This is a genomic window from Planctomycetota bacterium (assembly GCA_018242585.1).
GTDB lineage: Bacteria > Planctomycetota > Planctomycetia > Pirellulales > PNKZ01 > JAFEBQ01.
The window spans coordinates 60529-78240 of record JAFEBQ010000010.1 but is presented as its reverse complement, the minus strand read 5'-3'; the positions used below and the strand labels follow the sequence as shown (position 1 = coordinate 78240).

The window sequence follows — 17712 nt, the reverse complement described above, 5'->3', positions numbered from 1 at the left end:
GGTCGCATGATTGCGAACGAATGTCGCACGCACCGCTAGCCCCGTATGGCCCGTCGCCTACCAGTTACGAGTCATGCGAATGTTCCAATTCCCGCCAGCCAAGTTCCTGTTCATGGGAGCGCCGACTATGTCGAGCCATGTTGAGTTCAGTCTCAGTCCTGAATCGTTTGTTCGCGCCGAGTTGCACCACGCGCACCACTTGGGGCGCGACCCGCATCGCGGCGAAGCGCCGCGGCTGTCCGTCGCCATCAGCCGCGAAGTCGGCGCCAACGGCCGCGAAATCGCCCGCGCGACCGCCGAGCGTCTGGGCTGGAGCCTGCAAGACCGGGCTCTGATCGAGCAGGTCGCCGGCGAGTTGCGCGTGCCGGTTAACCGCTTGGAAGCGGTCGATGAGCGGCATCTGAACTGGCTCCAGGAATGCGCGCTGTTGATTTCAGGGTCGTCAATCAGCGAGAACGTCTTCTTCAGCCACGTGGCGACGGCGATCATCGAGCACGGCAAACAGGGCAATTGCGTGATCGTCGGCCGTGGCGCGACGTTCCTGTTGCCGCCGCGTTACACGCTGCGCGTGCGACTGGTGGCGCCGTTCGATCAGCGCGCGGCGGCTGTCGCCCAGGAGCGGCACGTTCCCTACCGCCAGGCGGAACGCTATGTGACCGAGGCCGACCAGCTGCAGCGGCGCTTCGTGAAGGAGCATTTCCATCGCGACATCACCGACACGCGGAACTACGACCTGGTCCTTAACACGGCCCGCTGGTCGACGGCGAAATGCGTCGATCTGATGGTCGAAGCGCTCGACGCCCTGCGCTCGATGCGGGCGGCCGACACGCATGTGGACCAGCAGATGCATCTCGTGATGCATTGATAGGTAGGCGATTAGCAATTAGCGGTTAGCGATTAGACAAGGCGGCATTTGTGTCTAATCGCTAGCAGCTAGTCGCTAATCGCTTCTTCCTGCTAATTGCTTCTTCACAACACCGGCCCGATGCTCCACGGCGCGAACTCCTCGTCCCCGTAGCCGTGCTGTTCGCTCTTGGTCGGCTGGCCGCTGGCGACGGCCAGGATGGTCTCGAAGATTTGCCGGCCCACGTCGGCGACCGGAGTGCCTTCGAGGATGACGCCAGCGTTGATGTCCATGTCGTCGCGCATCCGCTCGTACATCGGCGTGTTCGTGGCGATCTTGATCGATGGCGTCGGCTTGCAGCCAAAGCAACTGCCACGCCCGGTCGTAAAGCAAACCACGTTGCAACCGCCGGCGACTAGCCCCGTGACGCTGACGGGGTCGAAGCCCGGCGTGTCCATCAGAACCAGCCCCTTGGAGTTGATTGCCTCGCCATACAGCACCACATCGTTCAGCGCCGTCGAGCCCGCCTTGGCCGTGGCGCCGAGCGACTTTTCATAGATCGTCGTCAGCCCGCCTTCCTTGTTTCCCGGCGACGGATTGTTGTCGAGAGTCACGCCGAACATGGCCGCGTAGCGTTCCCACCAATGAATGCGCTCGATCAGCTTCTCGCCGACCGCCGGCGTGCGTGCCCGCCGTGCGAGTAAGTGCTCGGCGCCGTACACTTCGGACGTTTCGGCCAACACGGTCGTGCCGCCGGCCGCGACCAGCAAATCGCTGGCCTCGCCCAAGGCCGGGTTGGCCGTGATGCCCGAGTTGCCGTCGCTACCGCCGCAGTTCAGTCCCAGCACGATCTCGCTGGCCGGAATCGGTTCGCGGCGTACTGCGTTCACGCGCGGCAACAGCTCCTCGATGGCGTGCAGGCCGGCGTTGACCGTGGCCACGGTGCCGCCGAGCTCTTGCATTGACAGAATCGGAATCGCGTCAGCGCGCGATTGGCCGGGCAGCGCCACCTGAACCAATCGTTCGCGATCGACCAGGTAGGGAATCGAACCGGTCTCGCAGCCCAAGCCAATGATCAGAAAGCCACCCACGTTCGGATGCCGCGCAAAGCCCGCCAGCGTGCGGGCGAGCTGTTGATGGTCTTCGCCGCCAAATTGCATGGCGCAGCCACCCTTGTGCGTCAGGGGCAGGATACCATCGACATTGGCATATTTTTTCAGCAGCTCGCGGTCAAACCGCTGGGCAATCGCCCGGCTGACCGAGGCCGAGCAGTTCACGCTGGAAATAATCGCCAGATAATTTCGCGTGCCAGCACGGCCGTCGGCGCGACGGTAGCCCTGGAAGGTGCGCCCGGCGATCGGCGTCGGCGGCAGGGGAACTTCGGTCGAGAACTCATAGTCCCGGGCAAAGTGCTGGGCCGAGAGGTTGTGCGTATGGATCCAATCACCTGCGGAAATGGTCTGGGTCGCAAAGCCGATCGTTTGGCCATAGCGGACCACGGGCTGGCCGGCCGGGATGTCGGCCAGGGCGACCTTGTGCCCCAGCTTCACCGCCCCCGTCAGCCGGACCCGACGCCCCGGCACGCTCAGCTCGTACCCGGTGGGAAGGGTCACGGTGGCAATCGCCACATTGTCGTTGGGATGAAGCAGAACGGCATCGACTTTGCCGACGGTGGCCATGGGCGACTCGCGAGCTATCCGGCGGGTCAAAACCGAGGAAAAAGCCCCCGAGACCGGCCGGCATTGAAGGGGCGAGGAATTGAGCGTAACGCTTTGACGCATCATAACTTGTTGCGAAAAGTGTCGCAATCAGACGGGTAGCAGTGCTGGCAGCCTAGGCTTAATAGTTTGATAGATTGCGTGAATTGCGATGGCCTGGAAGGTTCTGGACCCATAAAAAAGATTGTATCGGAATCGGTTGTCGTATAAATTGTCACTGATGCCTGTTAGCGATCCGGCACGCGAATGAGTCGATCGGCCGGAATCGTTCCCACCTGAAAACTCCTTCTCATGGATGAAAAGGGAGCCTGCCCGATGGCGTTGTGCCTGCGCACGCTAGTTTTGACCGTAATCTTCACGTTGCTGTGGCTGGCGACCTTTGCCGGCGAACAGCCACGTTCTGCTTTGAACGCCGAGTTGTCCGCTCACCAGCGGGCCGCTTTGGCCGAGCCGGCCGCGCCGCCGGTCGGGCCGCGCCAGGGGGCGCTGGTCATTGGGGGCGGCGGCACCCTGAGCCGGGCGATCTGGGAGAAGTTCATCGAACTGGCCGGCGGCCCTTCGGCGCCGATCGTCATCGTGCCGACCGCTAGCAGCTTGGAATCGTTCGGCGACGATTGGCCCACGATCCGCACGCTGCGTTCCCTGGGAGTCAAGGATCTGACGGTCCTGCACACGCGCGACCGCTCGGTGGCTGATAGTAAAGAGTTCATCAAGCCGCTGCTACGGGCCAAGGGAGTGTGGATCAGCGGCGGCAAGCAACTGCGGTTGGTGTCGACCTATTTCGGCACCCAGACGCAAAAGGCGTTGTTCGAAGTCTTGGAGCGTGGCGGCGTGATCGGCGGCACCTCGGCCGGCGCGACGATTCAAGGGATTTACGCCTCGTTCCCCGGCCGCAGCGACACTCCGTACGAGCCAGGCTTTGGCTTTCTGCGCAACACGGTGATCGATCAGCATCTGCTGGTTCGTCGCCGCGAAAACGATCTGACGAACATCATCCAAGAACACCCGGACGTGCTCGGCATTGGCATCGATGAAAAGACAGCCATCGTTGTGCAAGACGACACGATGGACGTCCTGGGCGAAAGCAAGGTCGCCATCTACGACGGCAACCGCGATCGCGACGGCGACGAGCCAGGCTATTACTTCCTGGAGCCAGGCGACCGGTTCGACTTGCGGACTCGATCCGAGGTGACGGTGCCGGCCGAAGCGGCCGTGCATGCCGAGTCAGTGGTCGACGGCAAGACGAGCGCTCCGGCCCACGGCAAAGTGCGGACGGTGTCGAACACGACGACCATTCCGTCGCCCCAGCCGGTCTCAACCGCCTCGGGCGGGCAGTAATCGCCCGTCGTGATCGTTCGCCGAGGTTCGGCGCTCCGACGATCGGGTGGTCTTCGAAGATTTCGCTTAGCACGGCCTCACTGACACCCGTGGTCAATATTTCCGGCACGACCACCACGGTCTTGGCCGCCGATTCGGCGCGCCGGGGAATGGCACCCCTTGACAGTGGGCCGGCTTACTTCATGCTGTAGTATTCCTGCTGCCGGAGTGGCGGAATGGCAGACGCGCTGGACTCAAAATCCAGTATTCGCAAGAATGTGTGGGTTCAAGTCCCACCTCCGGTACTATAGTCCAGACAACGACTTACGGCCGGTTCTCAGCTATCTGAGGATCGGCCGTTTTCGTTGGTAGTTCTACAGAAGTTCTACATAAATCGACGAGAGCCACTTTTCTGGCCGCTACGGCTGATCGCATGGCCGGCTGCGTATCGAGGTAGTAGTTGTCGGTTGTCGTAATTTGCCGATGGCCGCGCATGCCCTGGTTGCCTAAGTACCTTCCACGGCCATCGCCGCTTCGGCAGCCAACGCCTGGCTGCGCGAGCGAACCACCACGGCATGGAGCCAGACGGTGCAAATGCCGGTCAGCGCCGCCAGCGCGGCAAACGCCATCTGCGGCATGCCCGTCGTGCGACCTAGCCAGCCGAATAGCGGCGGCAGGAAGAAGCCGCCGAGCGCACCCAACATGCCGACCAGTCCGCCGACGGCACCGACGTCGCTGGGAAAATAGTTGGGGATGTACTTGAACACCGAAGCTTTGCCGATGCCCATGCCGCAGCCAACGATCAGGATCAGCAGTGTGAAAGCCTGGACATTCAGCGCATAGTTCACGCCGAAGTACGAACCCGACGGTACAGCCAAGGCCAACAGCGCCACGAACATCACTGCGAACACCGCATAGGTCACCCCGCGCGGCCCAAAGCGATCGGACAGGTAGCCACCCAGTGGCCGCAACAAGCTGGCCGGGAAGATGAACAGCGCGGTCAACAGCGCGGCATCGCGCAGTTGCAAGCCAAAGGTGTCGACGTAAAATTTCGGCAACCAGCCCGACATGGCCACGTACGCGCCGAACACGACGACGTAGTACAGGCCGAATCGCCAGACTCGCATGTGGCGCAACGGCTGCATCAGTTCCAACAGCGAGCGCGAACGCGCCGGCGTTGGGTCGGGCGTCGGCGCCAGCCAGACAATCGCCCCGGCCATCAACACCAGCAAGGCTGAATAAAGCGCCGGAATGAATCGCCAGCCGCCGGGAATCACGCCGTACAGGATGCCGCCAGCAGGCACCAGGGTGAGCAAACTCGGCACCAACACGAGCAGCAGCTTGGTTCCGGCGGCGCCGACGTTGCCAGCGCCAAAGATGCCGAGCGCTGTTCCCTTGCGATGTTGCGGATACCAGTTCGAGCACCAGGCCACGCCGGCCGAAAAGGCGTTGCCAGCCGTGCCAAAGCCGAGCGCGCAGAGCAGCAACTCCCAGTAGCTCGTCGCGCGGCTAAACAAGTACGTCGGCACGGCGCACCACAGCAGCAGCGCCACAAACACATTGCGGCCGCCGAAGCGATCGGCCCAGATGCCAAAGCTGAGCCTCAGCAGCGAACCCGCCAGGATCGCCGTGGCGATCAACCATTCGAGCTGCGTGTCGCTCAGCGCGAGTTCCTTGCGGATGGGAATGCCCAGCACGCCCAGCATCAGCCAGACATTGAACAGCAGCGTAAACGCCGTGGTCGACAGCAGGAGAACCCGCGTGCGTGGCCCCGATTCAGACACCGATTTCATTTGCATTCTCCGTGACCATGCCAGCCGCGCCGCTGACTCTTGGTAAAGATGGTTACTTATGGTCGCGGCGCAAACGCACCGCACAGGCTTTGTAAGACGGTTGCTTTGAATACGGGTCGAAGACCCCGTCGGTCAGTTGATTCGTGACTTCGTAGTGCATGGGGATGAAGACTTGCCCCGGCTGGACGGCCGAGGTGACATAGGTCTTGGCCCGCACCGAGCCGCGCTGCGATTCGACCAGGGCCCAGGTGTTGGGTTGCAGGCCATAGCGCGTCGCGTCGTCGGGGTTGACCTCGACGTAGATGTGCTGCGGATAGAGCTTGCGAAGCACGGCCGATTTGCTGGTCCGCGTTTGCGTGTGCCATTGCGAGGCGCTGCCACGCCCGGTGAGTAGTACTAGCGGGTATTCCGACGTCGGCGGCTCGGTCATCGGCCGCGGCGCTTCAAACAAGAATCGCGCCTTGCCGTCGGGGTGATAGAACTTGCCGTCGGCGAACAAGCGCCGCTCGGTTTCGATCGGTCCATTGCTCGACGCCAGCGGCCATTGAATGCCCCCTTCGCGGTCGAGCATGGCGTAGTCATCGACGCCCGAGAAATCGCACGGCTGCCCGGCCGACAAGCGCTTGAGAATCTGGAACACCGCTTCGGGTGAATCCCACTGTCGGAACATCGAGCCGCAGCCCCAGGCGTCGGCCAACAGGCGAACGATCGAGAAATCGGCCAAGGCCTGCCCCGGCGCGCACGACACGCGCTTGATCACGCCGATCCGCCGCTCCGAGTTGATGAACGTCCCTTCCTTTTCTCCCCAAGCGGCCGCCGGCAACACCAAATCGGCTCGCCGCGCCGTCTCGGTCGTGTGGTACATGTCCTGCACGACCAGGAACTCAAGCCGATCGAGAATCTCGCTGAGCTGATTCTGGTTGATCCACGAATGGGCGGGGTTGGTGGCGATGACCCACAGGCCTTTGATCTTGTCCTGCAGAATGCCTTCAATGATCTCGTTGTAGGCCCAACTATTGCGGGTGGGGATCGCGCCAGCGTCGATGTCGAGCAACTGGGCCACGTGGGCACGATCGTCGGCCGAAGTGAAATCGCGCCCACCGAGCAGATTGGTCGTATTGCTGAACAGCCGCGAGCCCATCGCGTTGCACTGGCCAGTGATCGAGTTCGCGCCGGTGCCGGGGCGGCCGATGTTGCCGGTCATTAGGGCCAGATTGATCAGGCTTTGCGCCGTGCGGACCCCCTGGTAGCTCTGGTTGACCCCCATGGTCCACCAGAACGACACGCGCTTGCCGTCGTGAATGGCTCGCGCGACACGGTGCAGTTGCTCGACCGCAACGCCCGTCGCGGCCGACACTCGCTCGGGCGTGTACTCGGCGACGAATTGGGCAAAGTCGTTGAACCCGTTGGTATGGGCGCTGATGAAGTCGCGATCGATCCAGCCGGCGGCAATCAGCAAATGGGCCAGCCCGTAAAAGAGTTCCAGGTCCGACTTGGGCTTAATGGCCAGGTGCTGCGTGGCCATCATGGCCGTTTCGGTGCGGCGCGGATCGACGACGATGATCTCGGGCTGGTGCCGATTGCGCATCACCCGTTCCCACATGATCGGGTGGGCAATGCACATATTCGCGCCCACGATCACCAGCACGTCGGACTCCTCGAAGTCCTGGTACGTGTACGGCGGCGCGTCGAAGCCGAAGGCTTGCTTGTAAGCCACGACGGCCGTGGCCATGCACTGGCGCGTGTTGCCGTCGCCGTGGACCATGCCCATGCCGAACTTGGCCACGGCGCCCAACAGCGCCATCTCTTCGGTGGCGATCTGACCGGTGCTGAGAAACGCCACCGACTCGGCGCCGTGTCGAGCCTGGACGCCTTGCATTCTGCTGGCGAATTCTCGGGCGGCCGTGGCCCAATCGACCGGTTCGAGCTTGCCTTGCCGATTGCGCAACAGCGGCGTGGTGGCGCGATCGGGCGAGTCGAGCACCGCCAACGCTTCCCAACCCTTGGGACAAGCCACGCCTCGGTTTACCGGATATTGCGTAGTCGGCGTCAGGTTCACGGCTTGGCCATCGCGTAGATGAATATTGAGCCCGCAGCCCGTCGAGCAAAAGCCGCACACCATCGTCGTGGTCGAGTCGGGCTTGAGCTTCTGGGGCACCTGTCCCAGGCCGAACCCGCCGGGGTTCAGCAGCAACTCGCGCGTCAACGGCCCTTCGGTATTGCGGACCAAGGCGCTGAAGCGGCCGACGATGCTATCGGCAACGGTGTACAGGCCGCTGCGCTCGGGCATGCTCATGTGGTCAAACCTCCTGGCATCTTCGGCGCGGCCACCGCCGTAAAGAACAGATAGCGCTCGAGCAATTCACCCGCCAACAGAAAGACAAAGCTGGCGGCCACCGCCGGCCAGGGGAGCGCGCCCGTGGGATCGCGCGTCACCTGGCCCAGCAGCCAAAGCGGCAGCAGCACGCCACCTAGGATTCCGTAGACAAAGCGGCCGAAGGCGGCGCGCTTCAGATCGCCAACCATCAGGCGCGCCGTGCGCTTCAGGGGCGTATGCTGCCGCCGGCGCAGGTGGATCAGGGCGCTGGCTTCGAATAGCAGCTTTACGCCCGCGGTCAGGAGCAACAGTCGCAACATCTCGTCCAATCGCAATTGGCGTGACGACTCGGTGGCGCTGGCTGAAAGTTGCTGGATGATCGTCTCGGTCAAGAGCGTCGTGCTCAGCCCCATGACGATCGTGGTCAGTACGAACCGGCCGCCGGTCGCCACGGCGTTCCACGAAGCGCGCCCGGTTCGGTAGTAGATCATCAGCGAGCAGAACACTCCGGCGATGCCGCTGGTCGCGACCGCGGCGCCAATCGAGGCGCGCCACTTGAGATAGAGTTCGCTCGCGCCGCAGAAGTATTCGAGTGCCGCGTACGCCACCGCCAACGCCGCGAACAGTCCGAAGACCACGATCTCGCGACTAAGCCACGATGTGCGCAGTCCCAACACGGCGCGAAATGCGTACAGCGGCCGGCCCAAGTGCAATACACTGGCCCCCAGCGCGATCACCGCGAACGCCAGGGCACAGAAGGCCGCGGCCGGGTCGGCGCCGTGCAGCGCCCGGCTGCTGAACCGTTCGGCCAATACTTGAGTAGCGAAAGCGCCGACCGAAAGCTGCGTCAGCACTAGCATCACGATCAACGGCCAATGGGCGTGCTCGGGATGGACGGCATAATAGTCCGCCGGCAGCAAATTGCGCGGCAGCGGTCGCGAACTGCGAAAGTTTGTCGTCGGCAGCGTCAAGGCTGGGTCCGGCGCGCCGGGCAGAAACTGGTTCGTCTCGCAATTAGCCACCACTTCGGCCTGCTTGACGACCGTGATGCGAATGGCCCGGTGGGGGCAGGCTTGCACGCAGGCCGGCGCTTCGCCGACCTTCAATCGCTGGCTGCACATGTCGCACTTGCGGACGATGCCCAGTGATTTGTTGTACTTGGGCACGTCGTACGGACAGGCCAGCACGCAGTACTGGCAACCGATGCACTGGTCGTCCAGGTGCCGGACGATGCCGGTCACCGGATCCTTTTCATAAGCCTTGACCGGACAGCCCAGCATGCAGGCGGGCTCGATGCAGTGGTGACAGGCCGTGGTCACGTGCTGCAGAATCGGCAGTTCGGCGGTGCCTCCTTGCAGCAGGCCAACGTCGCGCCAGGTTTCCTGATCGTCGAGCCCGTTCAGGTTGTGGCACGCGCTGACACACGCCTTGCAGCCCGAGCAGGCGTCCAGATCGACGTCAAACGCATATTGCTCGCCGGGGGCGGGCGCGCTGAGGGGGATCAGGTCATGATAGTACCGCTGCTGAGCCGGCAATTCGTCGGCGTCATGCTGACGGGAAAAGCGCTCGAGCGGCGTCATCTCTTGTTGCTCGCGCAACAACATCTCGAGCAACGACTCGCCCGTCGGTGACGACGAGGCGCGTGCCAAGCGGCCGGCGTCGGAGACGGCGTCACGAATAGCGTCCGCTTGTTCGTTGCCGATGTCGGCGCGAATGATCACGCTGCAAACCCAATCGAAAAGTGCGCCGCCTGGCGATCACTCTCTTAGGCAAGCGCCGTGCCAAGTCGCACGGCCGCGCGTGACAAAATCCTGCTTTATTTGCGCGGCGCGAGCGAAACACGCAAAAACACGTGCTTGGCGTGTTGTTGCCGCGCGAATCGAGCGGCCGCTGCCCAACTCCCCATCAGTCGCTGCATAAAACACAGGACGTCGATTTAGGTGGGCGGGCCATTTTGTTCCACTAAGAGCGACTTTTAGCCACGGCTGCTTTCGCCCCTCTGCGGTTTCGCTGCGCAGCGCTGCATTGCCTTGAGGCAGATGGCTCGACGATCTCAAAATCAAGTGAATCGCGTCGCATTCGTGGCAACAGCTTTTCCAGCCGTGTTTTCACGGCACTTCTGCGTTTTGATCGCGCCAATGGAATAGCGAATCGTGAATCTGGCACGATGTTTGCCTTGACTGACGACCACATGAAGCAGCGCGAACGACAGGCTCAAGATGGTGAGCGGGCGTCCGTTTCCCGATTTCGCAGCCACGAATTCCTCTCGGGAACATTGATGGTACTGGCGGCTGTCGTTCGCAAAGGGGCAGCACCTGGATTGACGCCGGTGGCAAAGCGCGCGTGGGCGGCGCGGCTGTAATAAGTAGTCACGCGCCCGTCCCGACGAGCGTGTTTTCAACGGTCACCCGTTTTTCCGCCACCTCAATACTACCGTTAAGGCACACCAGCGCATGATTACTGTCGGAGAACATCACCGCCCGAAAACGATTGTGGTCATCGGCCACGGGATGGTGGGGCACAGGTTTTGCGAACGGCTGGTCGAGTTCGACCGCGAGCGCCAGTTTCAAATCGTGACGTTCTGTGAAGAGCCGCGCGCCGCGTACGACCGCGTGGGGCTGACACAGTTTTTCACCCATCGCGACGCCGAGAAGTTGATGCTGGCCCGGCACGAATGGTACGAGCAGCAAGGCATTCAACTCCATATTGGCGACCGCGCCACGGCGATCGATCGCGAACGCCGTGTTGTCAAATCGGCCAAGGGGCGCGAGGTGGCTTATGACTACATCGTCATGGCGACCGGCTCCTACCCATTCGTGCCGCAAGTACCGGGCATCGCGCTGCAGGGGGTTTTTGTCTATCGGACGATCGAAGACCTGGAAGCAATCATCGCCTATAGCAAAGGGGCGCGCCGCGCCGCGGTAATCGGCGGTGGACTGCTGGGGCTCGAAGCGGCCAAGGCGGCGTACGACCTGGGCCTGGAAACACACGTGGTCGAGTTCGCCGGCCGACTGATGCCGCGCCAGGTCGACGATACGGGCTCCCAAGTGCTGGTCCAAAAGATCGAACAACTGGGCGTGCAGGTCCATCTGAACAAGGCCACCAAGCAAGTCTTGGGCAACGGCAAGGTTGAGGGTCTGGAATTCAACGACGGCAGCAAGCTCGACGTTGATGTCCTCATCGTGTCGGCCGGCATCCGCCCACGCGATGAGCTGGCGCGCGAATGCGGGCTCGACGTCTCGCAGCGCGGTGGAGTCGTGGTCGACAATCTGATGCGCACCAGCGACCCGGCAATCTTCGCCGTGGGCGAGGTGGCGCTGCACGGCAACATGATCTATGGTTTGGTCGCGCCGGGCTACGACATGGCCGAAGTGGCCGCGCAGAATCTGTGCGGGACCGAGCGAGCGTTCTCCGGCGCCGATATGTCGACCAAGCTCAAGTTGATGGGAGTCGACGTGGCCAGCTTCGGCAATCCGTTCGCCGATGCCGCCGTCTCGCGGGCGATCACTTATGAAGACCCCTTCGGCGGCACGTACAAAAAGCTGGTGTTCAGCCCGGACGGCAAGCGACTGCTGGGGGGCATTCTGGTCGGCGACGCCGCCGACTACGGCAACTTGCTGATGCTCTACAAGAGCGACAAGCCGCTACCGGTTGCGCCCTCGGACTTGTTGAGCGGTGGTAAAGGCGGGGGGGCGGCCGCTGGTCTGGGCGAGATTGCCGACGACGCGCAGGTCTGCTCGTGTAACAACGTCAGCAAGGGACAAATCTGTGCCGCGATTTGCGACCAGGGTGTCACCACACTCGACGGCATCAAGGCTTGCACCAAAGCGGGCACCGGGTGCGGCGGCTGCATGCCCCTGGTCACCGACATTTTCAAGGCGCAGCTTCGCGCCTTGGGTACCAAGGTCAATAACGACCTCTGCGAGCATTTTGCTCACACGCGGCAAGACCTGTACGAAATCGTCAAGATCAAGCAGATCAAAACCTTCGACGAGCTAGTCCAGAGCCACGGGCGCGGCCAGGGATGCGAAAACTGCAAGCCGGCCGTGGCGTCGATCTTGGCCAGCTTGTGGAACGAGAACGTGATGGACCACACCACGTTGCAGGACACGAACGATCGCTTCCTGGCGAACATCCAGCGCGGCGGGCTCTACTCGGTGGTGCCGCGCGTGCCGGGGGGCGAGATCACGCCCGAGAAGCTCGTCGTGCTGGGCGAAGTCGGCAAGAAATATGGCCTATACACCAAGATCACCGGCGGTCAGCGAATCGACCTGTTCGGCGCCAAGGTTCACGAGCTACCCGACATATGGGAAGACCTGGTCAAAGCCGGCTTCGAGAGCGGTCACGCCTATGGCAAGGCGCTGCGCACAGTGAAGAGCTGTGTCGGCACCACCTGGTGTCGCTATGGCGTGCAAGACTCGGTCGGCTTCGCCATTCGGATCGAGAACCGATACAAGGGGGTCCGCGCGCCGCACAAGATCAAAGCCGCCGTCTCGGGCTGTGTGCGCGAGTGCGCCGAAGCGCAAGGCAAGGACTTTGGATTGATCGCCACCGAAAACGGTTACAACCTGTACGTGTGCGGCAACGGCGGTTCCAAGCCTCGGCACGCCGAGTTGCTGGCCGCCGACCTGGAGGAGGAAACGTGCATTAAATACATCGATCGCTTCCTGATGTATTACATCCAAACCGCCGATCGACTCACGCGGACCAGCGTCTGGCTCGAGAAGATGGAAGGTGGAATCGAGCATCTGCGCGACGTGATCATTAACGACACGCTGGGCATCTGCGCCGACCTGGAACGCCAGATGCAATTCCTGGCCGATTCGTACAAGTGCGAATGGAAGGAAGTGGTCGACGATCCCGAGCGTCGCCGGCTGTTCAAGCAATTTGTCAACACCGACGAAACTGAATCGTGTATCGAGATGGTCTCCGAGCGCGGCCAGCAACATCCGGCCGGCTGGGAACCAAACGTAGTGACGCTCGAACAGTTCCAACTCCCGGCGCCCGCGACTCCTCTCAACAAGGAAGTGGCTGAAGACGACCACTGGACTTGTGTGGGCAACGCAAGCGACTTCCCGCAGGAAGGGGGCGCCACGGTCAAAGTGGGACATCGGCAGATTGCCATCTTCAACTTTACCAGTCGTGGTCAGTGGTACGCCTGCCAGAACATGTGCCCGCACAAGCAGCAGTTCGTGCTTTCGAGCGGGCTGATCGGCGACCAGAACGGCGTGCCCAAGGTGGCCTGCCCGCTGCACAAGAAAACCTTCTCGTTGGAATCGGGAGAATGCCTGACGGGGGACGACTATCAGGTGAGCGTGTTCCCCGTCAAAGTCGAAGGGGATCAGGTCTACGTGAGCGCGCCCCACGATTTGCCAATCGCAGCCAATGGAGAACACGGCTGCCACGCGTTGGGGGGCTGCCACTTGTCGAATTGCCAGACGTGATCTGTTCGTCCGATGCGAGCGCTGGCCAACGCGGCCGACGAGATCATTCGTTGGCTCGTCCCCTATCTCGGCACGGGCAATGGCTGCCCGATTCCTGCGCAATGCCCTTCGCTGCTGCCCGATGAACTGGCGGCAAAGCTCAATTAAATGCCGGGGGGCCGCGTTCGGGCCGCTGCCAAGAAGTTGTGTGGCGAACGCGGTTTACAGCCGCATTTCGCGGATTTGGCCGCTCCTTGCATCGGGACAAAATGACGCAAGGCCCTATCTGGCATGCAAGTTGCGATGATGTGTCATGTGGTCGCGATCGTGCTGCACCAATCGCGCGAGGTCAGCCGCCCGTGAACGAGCCCGTCAAGAGTGAACCATGCCCGGTGTGTTAGTCATCGACGATGATCCCAGCCTTGCCGCCCTGGCGCGCGAAGCCGTATCGGACCTGGGGCTGAATGTGGTCGCGGCCCACACCGGCGCGTCGGGCTACACCACCGCGCTGCAGCAGATTCCCGATGTGATCCTGTTGGAAGTCGCGTTGCCCGATGAACCGGGGCTGAGCCTGTTCGAGCGGCTCCATGCGCTCGACGTCAAGATTCCGATGATTGTCGTCACGGCGGGCAACGACAGTCGCATTGCCATCGAAGCAATGCGCCTCGGCGCGTTCGACCTCTTGCTCAAGCCGATCCAGGTGAGTGATCTGCGCCAATGCGTGCAACGCTTATTGGAAACCCGCGCGCTGACCACTTCGGCCGTCGAGATTCGCGCGCCGGTCGAAGCCGACCCCACGGCTTCGCCGGTGCTGGTCGGACGCTCGGCCCCGATGCAACAGGTTTGCAAAGCGATCGGCCGTCTGGCGACACAGGACGTCACGGTCCTGGTCCGCGGCGAGTCGGGCGTCGGCAAGGAGCTGACCGCCCGGCTGATTCACCAGTATAGCCGCCGCGCGGCTGGCCCCTTTGTCGCGCTGAACTGCGTCATGGCCAGCGAAGTTGAAGCCGAACTGCTGGGCGAGCAACGCGCGAGTAGCACCAAAGCGGATCGTGCCAGGCAATCGTGCCTGCAGCGTTCGGCCGGTGGCACGTTGTTTCTGGACGAAGTCGCCGAGCTGTCGCTTTCCATGCAGAGCGCGCTGGTCAACCTGTTGGTCGATCAGGCCAGTGCCCGAGGCAATGAGGCCACGCCTCCGCTCTCGGAGGTGCGGGTCATCGCCGCGACCAGCCGCGATCTGTCACAACTGCTCGCCACCGGACAGTTCCGGGCCGACTTGTTCTATCACCTGAATGCGACGACGATCGAGGTGCCGCCGTTACGCGAACGGCTGGACGATTTGCCAGCCTTGGTCAATCATTATCTGCTGCGGCATATGCAGCAGCTCAAGAAGCGGGTCTCCCGCCTGGCGCCGCAAACGCTCGAAGCCTTGCGGCGCTATCCTTGGCCGGGCAACGTGCGCGAGCTGGAAGGAGTGCTGCGCGAGGCCTTGTTGAATGCTAGCGGGCCGGTGCTGTTGCCCGAGTTTCTGCCCGCGGCCATTCGCGGCGAGGCGTCCGCCACGCCGGCCGCCGCGGCCGACGACGCCAGCACCGATTGGAATGCGTTTGTTCAAGCCGAACTGCGAACCGATTCGGAGCAAATCCACGAACACGCCGTGGCCCAGATGGAGATGCAACTCTTGACTCTGGTGCTGAAGCACACCGACGGACACCAGGCTCGGGCGGCCAAGCTGCTGGGGATCACGCGGACCAGCCTCCGTTCAAAGTTGCGCGCGCTGGGGATCGTCGTCGGCCGAACCGTTGACGTGCCGGCGGTCGAGGAAGGAGTCGAGGCGTTGCGCGTTTGAGCCGCGCGGTGCCTGGCCAGGAGAACCACCCGGGCCAAATCGCCGCCGGCTCGGCCATGCCGACTGACGTGGCTGTATGGCGTGGCATTGAGCGCCGTGCCCTTGCTGCTGACAAACGACCGATGTGCGGCCGCCGGCCTGTTACCTGTGGCGCCGCAGGTCTGGCGGGTTTGATTCGTCGTTTATCGAATCGCTCGTCGCGTGGCGAATTGTGGCAACAGGTCCGGCCGGCAACGAATATTGGCCGAAAGTTGCGGTCGGCAAAGGGGTTGCGGAGGAGCGGAAATACGCTCAGAATCGAGTGGCCGCGCGGTTGCGTGGGGCCAAGCCCCGCCTCTCGCACTTCGAAAGTGAAAAGGACTTGCGGCGAAAGGTTGCCAGCCTTTTCGTTCCGTGGCCCTCCCGCAATACAGCGGTGCGGAATCTCGGTACAACATACGATCGGGACGATCACGGCGCCATTGCCACATTCCGCGGCCCAAGCCCAATGACGCCGTGTTGGCGACGTGACGAGCATTGCTTAAACACCAGCGCACCTTTTCTTTCTAGCGAGCCGATCCGATGACCGAGCCTGCGGCCACGAACGAGTTCGACGAGTTTCGCGAAACGGCCGTCTTTCGACTGGTCTGTTCGGTCATGGCCATCGACGGCAAGGCCACCAAGTCGGAACGCGATTGCATCAAACAGGTGGTGCGCGACGCCGGCTTCAACTGGACGCCACAGGCCGTCGAGCAAGGCATCGATCAGTTCATCGAAGATATCAAGAACCAGGGCTTCAGCAATGTGTTGGCCACCGCACTGAATCGGGTGCATTCGCTGCGACAGCCCAAATGGCGCGACCTGGTGCTCAATTGCATGGACACCATCGCCCGGGCTGACGGCGCCGTGGCCGACCACGAGCGCCAACTTTGCGATCGGATTCGGCAATTGGTGAGCTGAGCGTTCCGCGCCAGAATCGTCGTTGTCATGGTGATGCCACTTACCCCCGAGCGCAATTCATGGCCGTGACGCTTGAAACCATCATCAAGCGAATTGAAGACAGCGGCGTCGTTGATTCCGATCAACTGCGCCCGTTCGTTACGGCCGCAGCGTCGACTTCGGACCCGGGCGCCTTATTGCGGGCGCTGATCAGGAAAGGCGTGTTGACCAAGTTCCAGGCCGAGCAGATTGTCGCTGGCAAATTCAAGAACCTCTTGTTGGGCAACTATGTCCTGCTCGAGAAGATTGGCGAAGGGGGCATGGGGCAGGTGTACAAAGCCCAGCATCGCCACTTGAAACGCGTGGTGGCGATCAAGATGCTTCCGCCCGGCTTGACGAAGGACGCCGCGGCCACGGCGCGCTTTCAACGCGAAGCCGAAGTGGTCGCCAAACTCAATCATCCGAATATCGTCATCGCTTTCGACGCCACCGAAACAAACGGCATCCCCTACCTGGTGATGGAATACATCACGGGGAGCGATCTTTCCGCGCTGTCGAAGAAGTACGGCCGGTTTGCCATCGACAACGCGGTCGATCACATCACCCAGGCGGCGCGAGGGCTGGCCTATGCCCATTCCCAGGGCGTGGTTCATCGCGACATCAAGCCCGCCAATTTGCTGCTCGACCAATCAGGAGTCGTCAAGGTGCTCGATCTGGGCTTGGCGCTGATCGAGGACGCCGAAGCCACCGACAAGCAGCTCACCAATTCTGAAGTGGTGATGGGGACGGTCGACTACATGGCGCCCGAGCAGGCGAACAACATGCGTCACGCCGACGCGCGGAGCGATGTCTATAGTCTGGGCTGTTCGTTGTTCCGCGTCCTCGTGGGCGAAAGCGTCTACGAGGGGAATACCCCCATCCAAAAAATCCTGGCTCATCTCAAAGCCCCGATCCCGTCCTTGTGTGCCAAGCGACCAGACGCCCCGGCCGAACTCGATCGCATCTTCGCGAGAATGGTCGCCAAGCGCCCTGAAGACCGTTACCAGAATGCAGGCGAGTTGCTCGTCGATCTGGAACGCTTCTGCATGCAGCGCGCCGCCGGAAACGCTTCGGGCGCCGACAGCGCGGCACAGGCCGAGTCGCCACCGCCGCCGCGAGTCTTTGCCGCGCCGGCGAGCCCCCAATATGTCGAAGACGGCATGACCGCGGCGATGGGCATGCAACAGATGCGCAGCATCTATCAGGCCGAGGTGACGGCGCGCTTTAATCAAGCCGCGATCCAAGCTGGCGCGACTGGACCTGCCGCTCCAAGCCGGGCCAACGAGCCAACGGTTTCGCTTCCGGTCGAGGTGCCACCTCGAAAGTTTTCTTACCTGCCGATGATCGCGGTAGCGGCGGGGGTGGCGTTGCTGGCCTTGGTGGTGGGGCTCGTCATCCTGTTCGGCTAGGCCATAGCCCCCGACACGGTGTCGCACCTTGAACCTTTGGCCGATTGGCACGATCAATTGTCAAGTTCTTGGCGTTAATTCTCTT

At 62.3% G+C, this 17712-nt stretch carries 11 protein-coding genes and 1 tRNA gene; 7 read left to right on the top strand and 5 right to left on the bottom strand.

Annotated elements, in window-relative coordinates:
• Positions 1-79: 79 nt before the first annotated feature.
• Positions 80-865: a cytidylate kinase-like family protein gene (locus tag JSS27_05505; GenBank protein MBS0208392.1), complete on the top strand. Its 786-nt coding sequence runs from the start codon at positions 80-82 to the stop codon at positions 863-865.
• A 104-nt stretch (positions 866-969) separates the two neighbouring features.
• Here the strand turns inward: JSS27_05505 and JSS27_05500 are convergent, their stop codons facing one another.
• A complete protein-coding gene (locus JSS27_05500) occupies positions 970-2523 on the bottom strand; it encodes an altronate dehydratase (GenBank protein MBS0208391.1) in 1554 nt (517 codons plus the stop codon).
• A 354-nt stretch (positions 2524-2877) separates the two neighbouring features.
• Here JSS27_05500 and JSS27_05495 point away from each other — a divergent pair, with 354 nt between their 5' ends.
• Entirely contained in the window at positions 2878-3900 is a 1023-nt protein-coding gene (locus tag JSS27_05495; protein MBS0208390.1) for a cyanophycinase, read from the top strand.
• 201 nt (positions 3901-4101) lie between these two features.
• A tRNA-Leu gene (locus JSS27_05490) sits at positions 4102-4184 on the top strand.
• A gap of 201 nt (positions 4185-4385) precedes the next feature.
• On the opposite strand, the gene JSS27_05485 is transcribed toward JSS27_05490, so the two are convergent.
• The 4 genes from JSS27_05485 to JSS27_05470 form a co-directional block, all read right to left on the bottom strand.
• Entirely contained in the window at positions 4386-5672 is a 1287-nt protein-coding gene (locus tag JSS27_05485; protein ID MBS0208389.1) for a NarK/NasA family nitrate transporter, read from the bottom strand.
• A gap of 52 nt (positions 5673-5724) precedes the next feature.
• Positions 5725-7962, bottom strand: a complete 2238-nt coding sequence (locus JSS27_05480; GenBank protein ID MBS0208388.1) for a nitrate reductase — start codon at positions 7960-7962, stop codon at positions 5725-5727.
• 2 nt (positions 7963-7964) lie between these two features.
• Positions 7965-9593 (bottom strand): dimethyl sulfoxide reductase anchor subunit, encoded by a 1629-nt coding sequence (locus JSS27_05475; GenBank protein ID MBS0208387.1) that lies wholly within the window; start codon positions 9591-9593, stop codon positions 7965-7967.
• 455 nt (positions 9594-10048) lie between these two features.
• Positions 10049-10246 (bottom strand): hypothetical protein, encoded by a 198-nt coding sequence (locus tag JSS27_05470; GenBank protein MBS0208386.1) that lies wholly within the window; start codon positions 10244-10246, stop codon positions 10049-10051.
• Positions 10247-10442: 196 nt separating this feature from the next.
• Between JSS27_05470 and nirD the strand changes: the two genes are divergently transcribed.
• The 4 genes from nirD to JSS27_05450 all read left to right on the top strand — a co-directional run bounded on the left by nirD (position 10443) and on the right by JSS27_05450 (position 17627).
• Complete coding sequence (nirD, locus tag JSS27_05465) at positions 10443-13433, top strand: nitrite reductase small subunit NirD (GenBank protein ID MBS0208385.1); 2991 nt, start codon at positions 10443-10445, stop codon at positions 13431-13433.
• 364 nt (positions 13434-13797) lie between these two features.
• Positions 13798-15261 (top strand): sigma-54-dependent Fis family transcriptional regulator, encoded by a 1464-nt coding sequence (locus JSS27_05460; GenBank protein ID MBS0208384.1) that lies wholly within the window; start codon positions 13798-13800, stop codon positions 15259-15261.
• A gap of 561 nt (positions 15262-15822) precedes the next feature.
• A complete protein-coding gene (locus JSS27_05455) occupies positions 15823-16200 on the top strand; it encodes a TerB family tellurite resistance protein (GenBank protein ID MBS0208383.1) in 378 nt (125 codons plus the stop codon).
• Positions 16201-16259: 59 nt separating this feature from the next.
• Positions 16260-17627, top strand: coding sequence for a serine/threonine protein kinase (locus JSS27_05450; protein ID MBS0208382.1), 1368 nt, complete (start codon positions 16260-16262; stop codon positions 17625-17627).
• The last annotated feature ends 85 nt before the right edge of the window (positions 17628-17712 follow it).

Bases quoted from the DNA above. Each gene is read 5' to 3' on its own strand.
- JSS27_05505 (MBS0208392.1), top strand. From the start codon at position 80: ATGTTCCAATTCCCGCCAGCCAAGTTCCTGTTCATGGGAGCGCCGACT.
- JSS27_05500 (MBS0208391.1), bottom strand. From the start codon at position 2,523: ATGGCCACCGTCGGCAAAGTCGATGCCGTTCTGCTTCATCCCAACGAC.
- JSS27_05495 (MBS0208390.1), top strand. From the start codon at position 2,878: ATGGCGTTGTGCCTGCGCACGCTAGTTTTGACCGTAATCTTCACGTTG.
- JSS27_05485 (MBS0208389.1), bottom strand. From the start codon at position 5,672: ATGAAATCGGTGTCTGAATCGGGGCCACGCACGCGGGTTCTCCTGCTG.
- JSS27_05480 (MBS0208388.1), bottom strand. From the start codon at position 7,962: ATGCCCGAGCGCAGCGGCCTGTACACCGTTGCCGATAGCATCGTCGGC.
- JSS27_05475 (MBS0208387.1), bottom strand. From the start codon at position 9,593: ATGTTGTTGCGCGAGCAACAAGAGATGACGCCGCTCGAGCGCTTTTCC.
- nirD (MBS0208385.1), top strand. From the start codon at position 10,443: ATGATTACTGTCGGAGAACATCACCGCCCGAAAACGATTGTGGTCATC.
- JSS27_05460 (MBS0208384.1), top strand. From the start codon at position 13,798: ATGCCCGGTGTGTTAGTCATCGACGATGATCCCAGCCTTGCCGCCCTG.
- JSS27_05455 (MBS0208383.1), top strand. From the start codon at position 15,823: ATGACCGAGCCTGCGGCCACGAACGAGTTCGACGAGTTTCGCGAAACG.
- JSS27_05450 (MBS0208382.1), top strand. From the start codon at position 16,260: ATGGCCGTGACGCTTGAAACCATCATCAAGCGAATTGAAGACAGCGGC.